15 protein-coding genes are annotated in these 14,394 nt (G+C 58.3%); 5 read left to right on the forward strand and 10 right to left on the reverse strand.

From position 1 onward, the window contains the following. Positions 1-8 precede the first annotated feature (8 nt). Positions 9-914, forward strand: coding sequence for a flagellar protein MotY (locus tag AC1DWG_RS09415; protein WP_477762710.1), 906 nt, complete (start codon positions 9-11; stop codon positions 912-914). 129 nt (positions 915-1,043) lie between these two features. After that, positions 1,044-2,261: an argininosuccinate synthase gene (locus AC1DWG_RS09420; RefSeq protein ID WP_007972320.1), complete on the forward strand. Its 1,218-nt coding sequence runs from the start codon at positions 1,044-1,046 to the stop codon at positions 2,259-2,261. Positions 2,262-2,410: 149 nt separating this feature from the next. Here AC1DWG_RS09420 and AC1DWG_RS09425 read toward each other — a convergent pair whose 3' ends face one another. After that, positions 2,411-3,121 (reverse strand): hypothetical protein, encoded by a 711-nt coding sequence (locus AC1DWG_RS09425; protein WP_477752699.1) that lies wholly within the window; start codon positions 3,119-3,121, stop codon positions 2,411-2,413. A 484-nt stretch (positions 3,122-3,605) separates the two neighbouring features. Here AC1DWG_RS09425 and AC1DWG_RS09430 point away from each other — a divergent pair, with 484 nt between their 5' ends. Further along, positions 3,606-4,232, forward strand: a complete 627-nt coding sequence (locus AC1DWG_RS09430) for a response regulator transcription factor (RefSeq protein ID WP_008053528.1) — start codon at positions 3,606-3,608, stop codon at positions 4,230-4,232. Between the two features lie 80 nt (positions 4,233-4,312). On the opposite strand, the gene AC1DWG_RS09435 is transcribed toward AC1DWG_RS09430, so the two are convergent. From AC1DWG_RS09435 to metG, 8 genes are all read right to left on the reverse strand, one after another. Beyond that, positions 4,313-4,492 (reverse strand): PA3496 family putative envelope integrity protein, encoded by a 180-nt coding sequence (locus tag AC1DWG_RS09435; RefSeq protein ID WP_477752698.1) that lies wholly within the window; start codon positions 4,490-4,492, stop codon positions 4,313-4,315. A 106-nt stretch (positions 4,493-4,598) separates the two neighbouring features. Continuing rightward, positions 4,599-5,237, reverse strand: a complete 639-nt coding sequence (nth, locus tag AC1DWG_RS09440) for an endonuclease III (protein ID WP_477752697.1) — start codon at positions 5,235-5,237, stop codon at positions 4,599-4,601. A gap of 25 nt (positions 5,238-5,262) precedes the next feature. Next, positions 5,263-5,847 (reverse strand): Rnf-Nqr domain containing protein, encoded by a 585-nt coding sequence (locus tag AC1DWG_RS09445; protein WP_477787688.1) that lies wholly within the window; start codon positions 5,845-5,847, stop codon positions 5,263-5,265. After that, complete coding sequence (locus AC1DWG_RS09450; protein WP_477762712.1) at positions 5,840-6,451, reverse strand: RnfABCDGE type electron transport complex subunit G; 612 nt, start codon at positions 6,449-6,451, stop codon at positions 5,840-5,842. The genes AC1DWG_RS09445 and AC1DWG_RS09450 overlap by 8 nt, the downstream gene beginning before the upstream one ends. Beyond that, positions 6,448-7,434, reverse strand: a complete 987-nt coding sequence (locus AC1DWG_RS09455) for an RnfABCDGE type electron transport complex subunit D (RefSeq protein WP_477762713.1) — start codon at positions 7,432-7,434, stop codon at positions 6,448-6,450. Before AC1DWG_RS09455 ends, AC1DWG_RS09450 begins: the two co-directional genes overlap by 4 nt. Next, entirely contained in the window at positions 7,421-8,434 is a 1,014-nt protein-coding gene (rsxB, locus tag AC1DWG_RS09460; RefSeq protein ID WP_477787689.1) for an electron transport complex subunit RsxB, read from the reverse strand. The genes AC1DWG_RS09455 and rsxB overlap by 14 nt, the downstream gene beginning before the upstream one ends. Continuing rightward, a complete protein-coding gene (locus tag AC1DWG_RS09465) occupies positions 8,431-9,000 on the reverse strand; it encodes an electron transport complex protein RnfA (protein WP_477762715.1) in 570 nt (189 codons plus the stop codon). Before AC1DWG_RS09465 ends, rsxB begins: the two co-directional genes overlap by 4 nt. A 207-nt stretch (positions 9,001-9,207) precedes the next feature. Further along, a complete protein-coding gene (metG, locus tag AC1DWG_RS09470) occupies positions 9,208-11,271 on the reverse strand; it encodes a methionine--tRNA ligase (protein WP_477762716.1) in 2,064 nt (687 codons plus the stop codon). Positions 11,272-11,491: 220 nt separating this feature from the next. Between metG and apbC the strand changes: the two genes are divergently transcribed. After that, a complete protein-coding gene (apbC, locus tag AC1DWG_RS09475; RefSeq protein WP_477752691.1) occupies positions 11,492-12,586 on the forward strand; it encodes an iron-sulfur cluster carrier protein ApbC in 1,095 nt (364 codons plus the stop codon). Between the two features lie 102 nt (positions 12,587-12,688). On the opposite strand, the gene AC1DWG_RS09480 is transcribed toward apbC, so the two are convergent. Beyond that, positions 12,689-13,447: an SDR family oxidoreductase gene (locus tag AC1DWG_RS09480; RefSeq protein WP_477752690.1), complete on the reverse strand. Its 759-nt coding sequence runs from the start codon at positions 13,445-13,447 to the stop codon at positions 12,689-12,691. Between the two features lie 163 nt (positions 13,448-13,610). On the opposite strand from AC1DWG_RS09480, the gene AC1DWG_RS09485 reads away from it, so the two are divergent. Next, positions 13,611-14,342, forward strand: coding sequence for a HugZ family pyridoxamine 5'-phosphate oxidase (locus AC1DWG_RS09485; protein WP_477762717.1), 732 nt, complete (start codon positions 13,611-13,613; stop codon positions 14,340-14,342). Positions 14,343-14,394: the final 52 nt, after the last annotated feature.

Below are 14,394 nucleotides of genomic sequence, written 5' to 3' on the forward strand. Positions count from 1 at the left end.
AGCCTCCCGTGCGCCAGCGTTTTTTAGCCTTGCTCAGTGTGTTTGCCAGCCTTCCCGCGATGGCGCTCACTTTCCAGACCCGTCTGGAGAGCATTGAGTGGACGGTCGAGGGTGACAAGTTCGAATGCCGCATGACTCAGCCGATTACCGACTTCGGTTCGGGCGAGTTCGTGCGTCGTGCCGGTGAGCAGGCGACGTTTCGTCTGAAAACCTACAACCCGATGATTGGCGGTGGCTCGGCGACGCTGCTGGCCGCTGCCGCGCCGTGGCAACCGGGGCGTAACGATATCAACCTGGGCACGGTGAGAATCGGCAGCGGCAACGTGGTGTTCAACAGTTCACAGGTTCAGGCCGGACGCCTGATCAGCGGACTGATGGACGGTCGCAGCCCGGTGGTTCGCCATTTCGCGGGGGATGGCCGGGTGTCGGAAGTGCGCTTGTTGCCGGTCAGGTTCACCAAGGCGTTTGCCGATTACCAAAGCTGCGTGGCCAAACTGTTGCCGCAGAACTTTGAGCAGGTGAAACAATCCGAAATCGGCTTCCCCGGCGGCGGAATCGAGCTCGACGGCGCCGCGAAGGCCAAGCTGCAGGTGATGCTGGAGTACATGAAGGCCGATCCGACGGTCAATCGCATCGAGCTCGACGGTCACTCCGACAACAGTGGCAACCGTCTGACCAACCGCGACTTGTCGCGGCGCCGGGCCCTGGCAGTGATGGAGTTCTTCAAGGCCAACGGCATCCAGGAGTCGCAAATCACCGTGCGTTTCCATGGTGAGCGTTATCCGTTGGCGCCTAATACCAACAACGCCAACCGCGCGAAGAACCGACGGGTAGCGGTACGCCTGGAGCGCGGAGCACCTGTGGAACAAGTCGCCCCGCAAGCGACGAAAGCAGCCACTTCGGCAACTTCCTGACCCGGCGGTCATCGTCGCGCCCTCGACAGAATCTGTCGCTTCGTCGTCATAAGCTGTCGCGCCACTGTAAATTATTCTGTATGAGCGGTAGACTTCCCGGCTTTCCGTAGAACCCCGTGGAGTGATGGCATGGCGGACGTAAACAAGGTCGTTCTGGCGTATTCCGGCGGCCTGGACACTTCGGTGATCCTCAAGTGGCTGCAGGATACTTATAACTGTGAAGTGGTGACCTTCACCGCTGACCTGGGTCAGGGCGAAGAGGTCGAACCTGCACGCGCCAAGGCTCAGGCCATGGGCGTGAAAGAGATCTACATCGACGACTTGCGCGAGGAGTTCGTGCGCGATTTCGTTTTCCCGATGTTCCGCGCCAACACCGTTTACGAAGGCGAGTACCTGCTGGGTACTTCCATCGCTCGTCCGCTGATCGCCAAGCGCCTGATCGAAATCGCCAACGAAACCGGCGCTGACGCCATTTCCCACGGCGCCACCGGCAAGGGCAACGACCAGGTTCGTTTCGAATTGGGCGCGTACGCCTTGAAGCCTGGCGTGAAAGTGATCGCTCCGTGGCGCGAATGGGACCTGCTGTCCCGTGAAAAGCTGATGGATTACGCCGCGAAGCACGCGATTCCGATCGAGCGTCACGGCAAGAAGAAATCCCCGTACTCGATGGATGCCAACCTGCTGCACATCTCCTATGAAGGCGGCGTGCTGGAAGACACCTGGACCGAGCACGAAGAAGACATGTGGCGCTGGACCGTTTCCCCGGAAAACGCACCCGACAAGCCGCAGTACCTGGAACTGACCTACCGCAACGGCGACATCGTCGCGCTGGACGGCGTCGAAATGACTCCGGCCACCGTGCTGGCGACCCTGAACCGTATCGGTGGCGAACACGGTATCGGCCGTCTCGACATCGTCGAGAACCGCTACGTGGGCATGAAGTCCCGTGGCTGCTACGAAACCCCGGGCGGCACCATCATGCTGCGTGCCCACCGTGCGATCGAATCGATCACCCTGGACCGCGAAGTGGCTCACCTCAAGGACGAGCTGATGCCCAAGTACGCCAGCCTGATCTACACCGGCTACTGGTGGAGCCCTGAGCGTCTGATGCTGCAACAGATGATCGATGCGTCCCAGGTCAACGTGAACGGCGTTGTGCGCCTGAAACTGTACAAGGGCAATGTGATCGTCACTGGCCGCAAGTCCGACGACTCGCTGTTTGACGCCAATATCGCGACCTTCGAAGAAGATGGTGGCGCGTACAACCAGGCGGATGCAGCGGGCTTCATCAAGCTCAACGCCTTGCGCATGCGCATTGCAGCGAACAAAGGCCGGAAGCTGTTCTGAGACCTTTGATATCGTGATGGATGCCTGATCTCGTCCAGGACGAGGTCAGGCACCTGAAAACGGGGTGTGACGCCAGTTACTACGTTGTCGGGTGTTTTCGTTTTCGCTGATGATTTTCTGTTTTTCTCCTGCCAATGGTTTGTCCTGTTCTACGTGTTGTTGTCTGCTGGTTGTCCGGCTTGATCAATGACCGACAACCTGTGCGAGTCCAGATTGTAGGCAACATAAAAGGCGACACAGCGCTTCCTGGTCTGCTTTGAATGTTTAAGCGCACTGGCTTTCAGTAAAGCCTCCGAAACGGCACAAGTGACAAACAGAATCACGTACGCCTCCTTTTCCCGTGGCCTCTGGATTTTTTCCAGCAGCGCTCCAAACTCGACCTCCTTGCTCATCCAGCGTGCATCCACGATGTACAGGTCTTTTATAAACTCCGGTAACTGAAGTTGATGCTGAACAAATACGGTGGTTTGCAGGCCAATCTCCATTGGCGGGTCCTGTGCGCCGCAGGGCGTCCGAGCTGACTGCCGGTCATTCGTTGACGTTTCCAGAGCGGAACTCCCAGAGGACTTCCCGGACGCTTTTTTTTCCGGCCGCCCGGCATCATCCATGACCTTCATGAAGTGTTTGCCCTTTTCAAAGTCGGAAGGCGCATAAAGTGATTTGTAGTTGAAGTTGAGTGTCGCGAAAAAAAGCAAAAGTAAATAAAACGGAAAGCTGATCAGAAACCAGACATAGAGTTCTCTTTCCTCTTGGTCAAGGAAGGGTAGGGAAACGGCTGCCGAAGTTTCAGAGAGCGCTGCAAATATCGCGATAATTGTCATCGGGTTGTTAATTCGTTTTTTATCATGTTCTATATTCATGCTCTATTGTCTTTTCTTGAATGGTTTATGAAAATGGTTTGATGTGGTAGTTGTTGTTGTGTTTTCTTCGATTTTTTTGAGTGCTGGTGGTGCTTTAATGATTGCTCAAAAAATATTATTTGCTGTAAGAGTAATTGGATGCTTGGTGTGTGATATTTCCGGTGTGAATGTTGAGTGCGAAAATATCAGTTACGTTTTAACGAAGGAGTAGAGGCTTATGTTTGTCAGGGCGCGACTGTTCAGGCCGGCTCTCGGAAAATTTTGGTCGTAAATCGATAGAGGCAGCTGCTGGAAAGTGCGACACACTGACGCTGACACAGTTTTCAACTCATTCCGTTCGAGGGATTATTGTAGGAGAAATCCGTGTTGTTTGTAGGGGATGTCTCTTGGTGTGGGTGGCCGGAAGGGACGACATGCCATGGGTGAAACGACTAGGCTATTGTGCGGGCTCTAAAAATTCGAACAGCGAAAATTGGACTTGCCCATGAATAAAGTGCTGATCGTGGATGATCACCCCGTCATTCGTCTTGCGGTACGTATGCTAATGGAACGTCATGGCTACGAAGTTATTGCAGAAACCGATAATGGTGTGGATGCACTGCAACTAGCCCGTGAACTTATGCCGGATATTGTCATTCTGGATATCGGGATTCCGAAGCTGGACGGGTTGGAAGTCATCGCGCGTTTGTCTTCGACCTCAATGCCGATGAAAGTTCTGATCCTGACTTCCCAGGCGCCGGGGCATTTTTCAATGCGTTGCATGCAATCCGGTGCGGCCGGTTATGTCTGCAAACAACAAGACCTGACGGAGTTGCTCAGTGCGATAAAGGCCGTGTTGTCAGGCTACAGTTACTTTCCTAATCAAGCCTTGCATACCGTGCGTTGCAGTTTGGGGAACGCCAGTGAGGCCGATATGGTTGATCGATTGTCGGGGCGGGAAATGATGGTCCTGCAACAGTTGGCCCGAGGAAAGACCAATAAAGAGATTGCCGATGGAATGTTTCTCAGCAATAAAACAGTCAGTACTTACAAGACCCGCCTGTTGCTCAAACTGAATGCGAGGTCTCTGGTCGATTTGATCGAGTTGGCACAACGCAATGGTCTGGTGTGATGACGTAACTGTGCGACAAGGGGCGTCTGCGAGAGTATGGCACTTAAAAAAAAGCCTCCGTTTCGGGAGGCTTTCAGGTGTCATAAGTCAAAATCGTAATCGGCCAATTGCTTTTGCAATCGGCGCTCCTCCAGCAGATTGTCGATGGTGCGGCGTTTGCTCAGATTAGTTTTCGCTACTTCAACCACCGGCTCAGCGTCATCGGTGTCGGCGGTGGTGAAGTCGTCTTCTACGTCCAATTGCTCTTTGCCAGTACTCATTTAGTTACTCCAGGCTAAGAAGGCCTTTGGCGCTCCTTATATCGACAATCTCCCGGCGGGTAAAAAAGATTTTTTCAATCGATAAATCAAAAAACCCAAGAGCGCCTCAATCGTCGGAGGTTTTGTGCTTGTATTCGCACAAGTCCTCGATCCGGCAGCTTCCGCATCGTGGCTTGCGAGCCAGGCAAACATAGCGGCCGTGAAGGATCAGCCAGTGATGGGAGTCGAGCAGGTACTCCCGGGGCACGAATTTCATCAGTTTTTTCTCGACTTCCACCACATTCTTGCCAGGAGCAATGCCGGTCCGGTTGCTGACCCGGAAAATATGCGTGTCGACGGCCATGGTCAGCTGACGGAATGCCGTATTGAGTACCACATTCGCAGTTTTGCGGCCGACACCGGGCAGCGCCTCAAGCTCTTCGCGCGTTTGTGGCACTTCACCGGTGTGGCGCTCGACTAGCAAGCGGCAGGTCTCGATCACGTTTTTCGCTTTGCTGTTGTACAGGCCGATGGTCTTGATGTACTCCGACAGTCCTTCGACACCCAGGGCATGGATCGCTGCCGGGGTATTGGCGATCGGGAACAGCTTGGCTGTGGCCTTGTTGACGCCGACATCGGTCGACTGCGCCGAGAGAATCACGGCAATCAGCAATTCGAACGGTGAGGAATAGGCCAGTTCGGTCTTTGGTTCCGGGTTGTCCTCGTGCAGCCTGCGGAAAATTTCCAGACGTTTTGCGGCATTCATGGGCAGTACGTTTCCTCGAAGACGATCAATGTGTGGACTTGGGTCGCCAAGCCTGCCAGGCGGCGATCAGCAGTCCGAGCAGAATGAACCCGCCAGGGACCAATGTGGCCAGGCGCAGACCGCCATCCGCCATCAGCCCCCAGCCTTGCCAGTCAGCTTGCGTTGTGCCGGTCAGCCACGACAAGTGGCTTCCAAGTGTCCCGTTGCCGATGAGTTCGCGCAGCAGGCCCAGCGCGATCATCAGAGTGGCAAACAAGCCATTGAGTCGCAGGCGTTGGCGCCAGCCGTTCTGAAAGAGCCCGGTGTGCTCGAGTACGACGCATTGCAAGGCGATCAAGGCGCCATAAAACCCCAGATGCTGCTGCCACTGTAGCGACCAGGCCTGTGCCATGAGTTCCGCGCAACTGGTGAGCGTGGCCGCCAACAGGATGCTGGCCAGCAAGCGGGTCGCCGGGACCAGTCGGGATCGCAGGGCGCCCATGGCCAGACTGAACAACTGGGTCACCACCATGAACATCAGGCACAGGCCAAGTGCGGCCATCAGCGACTCGGTAGCGCCGATCAGCGGCGTCAGCATCAAGGCGTTGCGCGGAGTCGATGAGTTATCCATGGGCAGGGTTTCCGAGCAGTTGTTGCCGGTGTTCATCGAAGTAGCGCAACGCATCGTGGACGGCATTGATCACCGCCCTTGAGGTGATAGTCGCACCAGCGATCTGATCGAACTGCCCCTGATCCTTTTTCAACGCCCAGCCACTGTCGCCCGGTTCTGTTCGAGACTTGCCGGAAAAAACCTGAAGCCAGGTATTGGGCCAGTCGGCGATCCGCGCACCCAGTCCTGGGGTTTCCGACTGTTTGAGGTTTTTGACGCCCAGCAACCTGCCATTGGCGTCGACAGCGATCAACAGGTCGATGGCACCAGCGTAGCCAAGGGTTTGACTGCGCAGCAATACCGCGACGGGTTGATCGGTTTTGGTCGCCAGATAACCCCCGAGCAAGGCGCTGTTGGCCAAGGCGGTTGCTTCGAGATTTATGGGGTGTTCGAGTGGTTGATTGTCGTAGCTGTCCGGCGCGATCAGGTCCAGCAGATTACGGCTGTCGATCAGGCGCTGTTCGGCTGCAATGCGCGGCGCGCTGCCGAGCTGCACGAAGTACGTCACACCAAGGCCCAGTGCGGTCAAAAGCACCAGAAGCGCGATGCTTGACGTCCGGCTCATGGTGCCTCCGGCTGTTGTCTGGCCGCCACGAACCGCTCCAGTGCCGGCACGCACAGGTTCATCAACAGCACGGCAAAGGCGATGCCGTCCGGATAGCCGCCCCAGGTACGAATCAGATAAGTCAGCAGTCCGACGCCAGCGCCGAACAGCAGTCGCGCGCCAAGGCTTCTGGCGCCGGACACCGGTTCGGTGATGATGAAGAACGCCCCCAGCATGGTCGCGCCGCTCAGCAGATGAAACAGCGGTGAACCATGGGAGTCGGAGCCCGACCCGTTCCAGCACAGCAGGCTGATGATGAACAGGCTGGCCAGCATGCCGACCGGGGCATGCCAACTGATCACCCGCCGTTGCAGGAGAAACAATCCACCTGCCAGAAACGCCAGGCTCATCCATTCCACTCCCCGGCCGCCGAAGTGGCCGAATGCCGGGTTGCCGGCAAACAGTTCATCCATGGTCAGGCTTTTGTTGATCCGCAGACTGTCCAGTGCCGTGGCCTGCACCCATGCATCCGGCGTTTGGCCGACACCGAACACTTGCTGCAAGCCACTCAGCAGATCCATGCCATGGGACGAGGGCCAATGGGTCATTGGTTGGGGGAAGGTCACCAGCACCAGAGCAAAACCGAGCATCGCCGGGTTGAAGGGATTCGAGCCGACGCCGCCATACAAGTGCTTGCCAAACACCATGGCAAAAGCGGCAGCACTGAGGGTCAGCCACCACGGGCAGTAAGGCGGTAGCGCCAGAGCCAGCAAGGTGGCACTGACCAACGCGCTACCGTCACTCAGGGTTGGTCGCAGCGGCCGCTTGCGCCATTGCACGACGGCGGCCTCGACGGCCAGCGCAGCAGAGGCCGCCAGAACCAGGTTGATCAACACGCCCCAGCCGTACAACCAGAATGCCACCAGCATTCCCGGCAGCGTGGCCAGCAGCACCAGTTTCATCGCCTGTTGCAGGCGATCGTCAACCGCGTCAAGGGCTGGCATGGGCGTCCACCTGGCGCTCGGCTTCGCCGAGTGCGCGCTCCAGGGCTTCGATTTGCTCCGCCGTTGCTTCACTGGCCTGAGCCTTCTTGAGTTCGGCGCGGCGCATGGCCAACTGGATCTTGGCCCGTTTCAGATCGGCATCATTTGGCGACACAACTGCGGCAGTCGGCGCAGGGGCCGATGGTGCGACGCTTTCCAGTTGCGCCAGGCTTTGTTCGGCGGCTTCGAACTGTTGTTGCAGGACGATCAACTGCGATTGCTGCTCGAAGGTCGGCGGATGCCCAAAGGCCTTCAGCGATTTGTGCAACTGCGCCCGACTCATCGCTACATCAATCTTGGCCTTTTTCAGCGCGGCATCGGCATTGGCGGTTTTCTGTGCGCGGACGCGCTCGAGGGCCGCCTGCACCGGGTCGGCTGTCGTCTCGGCAGGTTGCGCGGCTCGCTGCCTTGCCTGGCGCTCGGCGATTTTCTGTTGCTCCTCACGCTGCAAGCGGGCATTGCGTTGTTCGAAGCGGCGCCGTGCGTGATCGCGCTTGAGGGTGCGGGCCTGCCGCGCCTGCGGTGTGAGGGCCAGCCCCCCGACAACGGGCAGTACCGTGTTCGGCAGCAACGGGCGCATTTCGATGCAGTCCACCGGGCACGGTGCCACGCAGAGGTCGCAACCGGTGCACTCATCGATGATCACCGTGTGCATCAGTTTGGCCGCGCCGACGATGGCATCGACCGGGCAGGCCTGAATGCACTTGGTGCAACCAATGCACTCGGCCTCGCGGATATAGGCGATCTGCGCAGGTGCCGAGCCGCGAGTGATGTCCAGCTCCAGCACCGGCACCTTCAGCAGTTCGGCCAGGGCATTAATGGTTTCGTTGCCGCCTGGCGGACACTTGTTTATCGGCTCGCCATTGGCGATGCCTTCGGCGTAAGGCTTGCACCCGGGGTGGCCGCACTTGCCGCATTGGGTTTGCGGCAAGAGTGCGTCGATGAGTTGAATCAGACTCATGTTTTGATCAGTCCGCTGAATCCGAGAAAGGCCACTGCGATCAGGCCGGCACCAATCAGGTCGATCGGCAAGCCGCGAAAGGGCAGGGGAACATCGTTGTCGGCCGTGCGTTCACGCAAATCAGTGAACAGGCTCAACACCAGCCAGAAGCCCAGCCCTGCACCAAGGCTCAAGGCTGTGGCGTGAAAGAAGCCCTTGTCTTCCTGAGCATTGAGCAAGGCCACGCCGAGCACGCCGGCATTGCCCAGCAGCAACGGCCAGAGGCCTTCGAACGGCAGTGTCGAAAACAACCGTGTCAGCAACTTCAGCAATGGGCTGATCAGCAGCACGCTCAATGGCAGAAACACAAACAGACGCAGCGTCGTCAAATGCAGCGGCACCAGCAGCCATTGATAGAGCGCGTAGCCGAGCATGCCCACGACCAGCATCAGGCACGTCGTCGCAATGCCCAAGGCATGGACCTGGCGGCGTTGGCTGCCCAACAGCGGATCGACGCCCAGCGGCCAGTGCAACACGACGTTGTTGATCAAGGCTGCACTGATAAGCGTAAGCAGTGTTTCGGTCATGATCGTCCATATCCGATGCTGGATAACTCTGTAGGAGCTGCCGCAGGCTGCGATCTTTTGACTTTGCTCTTAAAAAGCCAAGATCAAAGGATCGCAGCCTGCGGCAGCTCCTACAAGATGAAGCCAGACCTGAAAGACAGTATGGGCCAGACATGAAAATCCCACAGTCGCGCCAGGCACGACTGTGGGATCGGTTTTGCGCAGACCTTACTTGATGCGCTGACCAGGCTTGGCGCCGCTGTCAGGGCTGAGCAGGTAGATTTCTTCGCCACCAGGGCCGGCGGCCATCACCATGCCTTCGGAGATGCCGAACTTCATTTTCCGTGGTTTGAGGTTGGCGATCATCATGGTCAGGCGACCATTGAGCTTGGACGGGTCCGGGTAAGCGCTCTTGATCCCGGAGAACACGTTGCGTTGCTCGTCACCGATGTCCAGGGTCAGGCGCAACAGCTTGTCGGCGCCTTCCACGTGTTCAGCCTTGACGATCAGAGCGACTCGCAGGTCGACGGCGGCAAAGGTGTCGAACTCGATTTCCGGCGACAGCGGATCCTTGGCCAGTTCGCCATTGCCGACAGGCGGGATTTCGCTTTCGTTTTCGCCGGTGTCGGTCTGGCTGGCGGTCAGGTCTTCTTTCGAGGCGTCGGTCATGGCTTGCACCTTGACCGGGTCGATACGAGTCATCAACGGCTTGAACTCGTTCAGCTGGTGATTGCTGAGCAAGGTCGCGTGGTCGTTCCAGGTCAGCGGCGCGACGTTGAGGAACGCCTCGGCGTCGGCGGCCAGCAGCGGCAGTACAGGCTTGAGGAAGATCACCAGTTGGCGGAACAGGTTGACGCCGGTGGCACAGATGGCCTGGACTTCATCCTGCTTGCCTTCCTGTTTGTTCAGCGACCACGGTGCCTTGTCGGCGATCCAGGCATTGGCGCGGTCGGCCAAGCCCATGATCTCGCGCATGGCGCGGGCGAAGTCGCGGGCTTCATAGGCGTCGGCAATGCCTGGCGCGGCGGCCAGGAAGGCTTCGGTCAGTTCAGGCGCGGCGTTGGTGTCGACCATCACGCCGGCATTGCCCTTGTTGATGAAACCGGCGCAACGGCTGGCGATGTTGACGACCTTGCCCACCAGGTCGGAGTTGACCTTCTGCACGAAGTCCTCGAGGTTCAGGTCGAGGTCGTCTACGCCACGGCCCAGCTTGGCCGCGTAGTAGTAGCGCAGGTATTCCGGCGACAGGTGATCAAGGTAAGTGCGGGCCTTGATGAAGGTGCCACGGGACTTGGACATTTTCTGGCCGTTGACGGTCAGGTAGCCGTGCACGTTGATCCCGGTCGGCTTGCGGTAGCCTGCGCCTTCGAGCATGGCTGGCCAGAACAGGGCGTGGAAGTTGACGATGTCCTTGCCGATGAAATGGTACAGCTCGGCGGTGGAGTCCTTGCCCCAGAACGCATCGAAGTCCAGCTCCGGCGTACGGTTGCACAGGTTCTTGAAGCTGGCCATGTAGCCGATCGGCGCATCCAGCCACACGTAGAAGTATTTGCCCGGCTCGTCGGGGATTTCAAAACCAAAGTACGGCGCATCGCGGGAGATGTCCCACTGTTGCAGGCCGGCGTCCAGCCATTCGGCGATCTTGTTGGCCACGGCGTCCTGCAGGGTGCCGCTGCGGGTCCAGGTTTGCAGCATTTGCTGGAAGTCTGGCAGCTTGAAGAAGAAGTGCTGGGAATCCTTGAGCACCGGGGTGGCGCCGGAGATTGCCGACTTCGGATCCTTCAGGTCGGTTGGCGCGTAAGTCGCGCCGCATTTTTCGCAGTTGTCGCCGTACTGGTCTTCGGTGCCGCATTTCGGGCAGGTGCCCTTGATGAAGCGGTCGGCCAGGAACATTTTCTTTTCCGGGTCGAAGTACTGGGTGATCGAGCGCGTGGCGATGTGCCCGGCGTCACGCAGCTTCAGGTAGATCTGACTCGACAGCTCACGGTTTTCTTCGGCGTGAGTGGAGTGGAAGTTATCGAAATCCACCAGAAAGTCGGCAAAGTCGGCGCTGTGTTCAGCCTGGACGTTGGCGATCAGTTGTTCCGGGGTGATGCCTTCCTTTTCCGCGCGCAGCATGATCGCCGAACCGTGGGCGTCGTCGGCGCAGACATAGATGCATTGATTGCCGCGGTGCTTCTGGAAGCGCACCCACATATCGGTCTGGATGTATTCCAGCATATGGCCGAGGTGAATCGAACCATTGGCATAGGGCAGGGCGCTGGTGACGAGGATCTTGCGTGGCTCGGACATGGGGCTCGGCTACTTGATGAAACGGAGGTCGGCCACTATAAAGCGCTGGCGCATATTTTTCACCCTGTGAGCCTGTTTCATTGGATGAGTAACGGGTGATGGTTCAAAAGATCGTCCGAGCGCGGCCCGAGCCTTCGGACGATCTTTTCTACATCCCGCCCAACGATCAGAACAGGTACGATACCCGTTATCTTTTCCAGTCCTGTTTTCGGAGTTGCCCATGAGCGCCGTCAATCGCGCAGCGGTGGAAGCCGTCCTTCGCCAATACACCGACCCATACCTGAACCAGGACCCGGTCAGCGCCGGGTGCGTGCGCAACATCGAGATCCAGGGTGACCGCGTTAGCGTTCAGCTTGAATTGGGATACGCCGCCGGCCTGTTCAAGAGTGGTTGGGCACAAATGCTGGAAATGGCTATTCAGGGGCTGGATGGCGTAGCCAGTGCCAAGGTCGACATCACCAGCGTGATTGCCGCACACAAGGCTCAGGCACAGATTCCGGGCCTGGCCAACGTCAAGAACGTGGTGGCTGTCGCGTCCGGCAAGGGCGGCGTGGGTAAATCCACCACCGCGGCCAACCTTGCGTTGGCACTGGCCCGCGAAGGCGCCAAGGTCGGGATTCTCGACGCGGACATCTACGGTCCGAGCCAAGGCATCATGTTCGGCATCCCTGAGCGCACCCGTCCAGAGGTCAAGGACCAGAAGTGGTTCGTGCCGCTCAAGTCCCATGGTGTCGAGGTCATGTCCATGGCCTTCCTCACCGATGACAACACACCGATGGTCTGGCGTGGTCCGATGGTCTCCGGCGCCTTGCTGCAATTGGTGACGCAGACTGCGTGGGGCGACCTGGACTACCTGGTCATCGACATGCCGCCAGGCACCGGTGACATCCAGCTGACCCTGGCGCAGAAAGTGCCTGTGGCCGGTGCGGTCATCGTTACCACTCCGCAGGACCTGGCATTGCTGGACGCGCGCAAGGGCGTGGAAATGTTCCGCAAGGTCAACATTCCGGTGCTGGGCGTGGTGGAAAACATGGCCGTGCACATCTGCTCCAATTGCGGACATGCCGAGCATCTGTTCGGTGAGGGCGGTGGCGTGAAACTGGCCAACCAGTATGGCGTCGAACTGCTGGCCTCGTTGCCGCTGTCGATGGTCATCCGCGAGCAGGCCGATGGCGGCAAGCCAACGGTGATCGCCGAGCCTGACAGCCAGATCGCCATGGTCTACCAGGAACTGGCCCGCCATGTCGGTGCGCGGATCGTATTGCAGGAAGCGTTGACGCCGGCGATGCCGAACATCAGCGTTAGCGACGATTGATCCCGGTCGCCTGTTAAAAGATCGCAGCCTGCGGCAGCTCCTACATGGGATTGATGTTCACCCTGTAGGAGCTGCCGCAGGCTGCGATCTTTTGATCTTGCTTTAGATCCGCAACCCGCCATCCATCTCCAGAATCCGACCGGTGTAATAGTCGTTCTCGAAGATGTAAGCCGCCGAATGGGCGATTTCCTCAGGTTTGCCCATACGCTTGAGCGGAATACCGGTGGTCATTTTCTCCAGCGCTTCAGGTTTCATCCCCAGAGTCATTTCGGTTTCGATGAAGCCCGGTGCAATGCCGGCGACGCGAATGCCGTAGCGCGCCAGTTCCCTGGCCCAGGTCACGGTCGCCGCCGCAACACCGGCCTTGGCCGCCGAATAGTTGGTCTGGCCGACGTTGCCGGCGCGGGAAATCGACGAGATATTGATGATCGCGCCGCTGTTGTTCAGCTCGACCATCTTCGCCGCGACTTCACGGGTGCACAGGAACACGCCGGTCAGGTTGACGTCGATGACCGCCTGCCACTGGGCCAGGCTCATCTTGGTCATTTCGCCATCCTTGACCTTGAGCAACAGACCGTCGCGCAGGATCCCTGCGTTGTTGATCAAACCATGGATCGCGCCGAAGTCTTCAGCGACCTGGGCAACCATGTGGGTCACTTGTTCTTCGTTGGCCACGTTGCACAGGTAGGCGCGGGCCTCGACACCTTGGGCCTTGCAGGCCGCGACGGCGTCGTCGAGTTTTTCCTGGTTCAGGTCCACCAGCGCGAGTCTCGCGCCAAGGCCTGCGAAATACTCGGCCATGGAGCGGCCTAAACCCTGGCAACCGCCCGTGATAATGATTACTTTGTCAGTGAGTTGCATTCGCATGCCCCCGGTAGCAGGTCTGAGTGTTTCCTTGTAGAGAGCCTCTCGATCTGCGCCTGACGTGGCCCGGCTGCACATGAGAACTGCCCCGATGGCGTGCTGGGACTTTCACCAGCAGCTCGTCCGTTTTTCTGACGGATTCTATTTAAGGAGTCATAAATTGAGCGTTGAAGCGGCTAAGCATGCACGAGAATTGCTCCTCAAGGAATACCGTGGGGTGCTCTCGACGCACTCCAAATCGATGCCCGGTTTTCCGTTCGGCTCCGTGGTTCCGTACTGCCTGGACGAGCTGGGCCGGCCGCTGATCCTGATCAGCCGCATCGCCCAGCACACTCATAATCTGCAGAAAGATCCGAAGTGCTCGCTCTTTGTCGGCGAACGTGGCGCTGAAGATGTCCAGGCCGTTGGTCGACTGACTTACCTGGCTGAGGCGCAGCAGCTCGAAGACGAAGCCGCCATCGAAGCCGCCTCCGAGCGTTACTACCGCTACTTCCCGGAGTCGCAGGGTTATCACCAGGCCCACGATTTCGATTTCTGGGTGCTCAAGCCTGTACGCCACCGTTACATCGGCGGTTTTGGCGCCATTCATTGGGTCAACGACCTGACCCTGGCCAACCCGTTCGCTGGCAAGGCCGAAGTGAGCATGGTCGAGCACATGAACGCCGACCACGCCAAGGCCATTGCCCATTACGTCGAGCTGGCCGGACTGCCGAAAAACGTACCGGCGCAAATGGCCGGAATCGACAGCGAAGGCATGCATCTGCGCATTGGCCAGAGCCTGTACTGGTTGCCGTTTCAAGCGCCTTGTAATACGCCGACACAAGTCCGCGAAGCCTTGGTTTCTCTGGCCCACGCCGAGCATTGGCCGAAAAATGAAGTGGCCGATGCTTGAATTCACGAAACGGCGACGTCATCTAAGGTGAACTGGCAAGGCATTCTTGCGT

The sequence above is a fragment of the Pseudomonas sp. P4_B3 genome, assembly GCF_056402295.1.